Genomic DNA, 2,081 nt, shown 5'->3' on the forward strand with positions numbered 1-2,081 from the left:
GGTCGGTAATGAAATGGGCGAGGTGTTCGATTTTCTCCGAAGGAAGGCCGCAAATGGGAGCTGCCCACTGAGGCGTCTTGGGAATCATGTCATAGCCCGTGCCCATGATGTAATCCATGTACGATGAATTCTCGGGCGCGCCCTCCGGCATGGTGTCCGCATCGAATCCCACGGTGTATTTGTCCAGGAATTCCTTGTCGTGCTTTCCTTCGCTGATGATGACGTAGGCGATGGCGCTTGCCAGCGCTCCATCGGTGCCCGGGTAAATGGGGAACCATTCGTCGGGGTTACCCGAGGACGCTTCACCAAGGCGGTAGTCGATGAATACCACGGGAATTCCGGCTTCGCGGGCTTTCGCCACTTCGTAGACCTCGCCCATGCCGCACATGCGCGACTCGCCGCTGCCGCAGCCGAAGAACACGCCGCAATCTGCGTCTTTGATGGCCGCCGTGTTGCTTCCCAAGCCGCCAGCGCAGTCGAAGTTTACGGGGTCAAACCCGAAAAGATAGTTTGCAGTTTGGGCAATCTGACCGTTCGATTCCGAATTGTAGGTGCCCAGATAGCCACCTGTCAGATTCATAAGACGCTGAATGGGGTAGTTGCGCGTGCCGGTTGCGCAATTGTAAAAGGCCTCGGAGCCGTACGTGTCAAGGGTGTACTTCCATTTTTCTGCGATGATGTCGAGAGCCTCGTCCCAGCTGATGCGCTCGAATTCGCCGCTGCCGCGCTTGCCGACGCGCTTCATGGGGTACTTAAGGCGCTGCGGGCTGTTTATCCACTTGCGAATCGAACGGGCTTTCAGGCACGACCTGAACGAGACGCCGCCGAATTCCGGGTCCCCATCGTCATCGTTGCCGGTCCAGCGAAGTGTTCCGTCCACAACGTGGCATTTAATGGGACAGGCCGTGAATCCGCAGTGGCAGCAGCTTTGCCAGATGATCTCACCCTCCTCGGGAATTTCATTCGCCACGATTCCGCTTTCAGATTTGGCGGAGTCTTCCTTACTTGCTTTTTTCGGCACGCATCCGTACAAGCCCGATACGCCGCTTGCGGCAACTGCGGCGAGGGTTGCGACGGTCGAAGCCCTCACAAAGTCGCGCCTCGAGACTTCCATTTCGTTACTCTGGCCCATAGGTCCCCCCTTTTTTTGCTATTTCTTTTTTCAGGAAAGGCGTCTTCGGGTTGCGCCTTTCTCGTGAAGGAAGTATCGGCTGTATGCGGGAAGAAAAGTGAGACCCAAACCTGGTGAATCTTCGTAAACGCTGTCACCCTTTTTCGTGAAATATTGTTGTTTTCCCTGATGGGATTAGTGTGACTGCAATTGAAGCGGGATAGGTGCCGCCCATGCCGCAAGCCCTATGCTACGATTCTGGGCCATAGATGGTTTATCACGATGGAAGATGGGGTCATTTTGTCGCAGCTTATTAACACGAAACAGGTCGTGCGCCTGTCGCTGGGCCTGGCTATATCCATGGCCCTTTCCTCGCTGATTCTTTGGAAGGGCAGTTGGCTTGCCTCGCCAATTCAATCCCCGTATGACGAGCACGGGGTTGGCATATTTGTCGGCCTGCTGACATGCGTTACGTCGTTCGTCTGGTCTTTTGCGAGCCCGGCTAGTCTGAGAACGTTCCTTGAAAGGGTGTTTCCGCCCATCATGATTGGCGCGCTTTTGGCTTCGCGCCTGTTTATTGCCCCGATGGGGTTTGTGGCGCTGGATACGATTATCGGCTTCGTCATCCCTGCGGTGGGTACGTATTTGTTTGTGTTCGCTTGGTTCAGCGTTATTGCCGCACACAACGTGGAAGACAGCCTGCTTAGTATTCTTCTGGCGTGGCCGTTCACGGTGGCGTTGCGCGCATTTTTCGGCTTGTTCGAGGCCGAGGTCGTGAAGTTCGCGCTCTCGATGCTGCTGATATGCGCTGCATGGTTGTTGCTGATTGGCCAGTCGAAACGGATTGAAGTTGGCTTGCCCATGGTTGTCAATGTGCCCAGGGAGAACAAGAATAGCTATATCCATGCTTTGGGGAGCATATGGAAGTGCGCCTTGTATTGCGGTGCGTTTGCGTTTCTTGGCGGCGTTA

2 protein-coding genes are annotated in these 2,081 nt (G+C 55.2%); one reads left to right on the forward strand and one right to left on the reverse strand.

Annotated features, from left to right (window positions below; genetic code table 11):
- Positions 1 to 1,132, reverse strand: a 1,132-nt coding sequence (locus ACWI8T_RS09610; protein ID WP_449138789.1) for a molybdopterin-dependent oxidoreductase, incomplete at its 3' end; no start/stop codon positions are given.
- Positions 1,133 to 1,654: 522 nt separating this feature from the next.
- Here ACWI8T_RS09610 and ACWI8T_RS09615 point away from each other — a divergent pair.
- Positions 1,655 to 2,081, forward strand: a 427-nt coding sequence (locus ACWI8T_RS09615; RefSeq protein ID WP_449138790.1) for a hypothetical protein, incomplete at its 3' end; no start/stop codon positions are given.

This window comes from Slackia sp. (assembly GCF_977041755.1).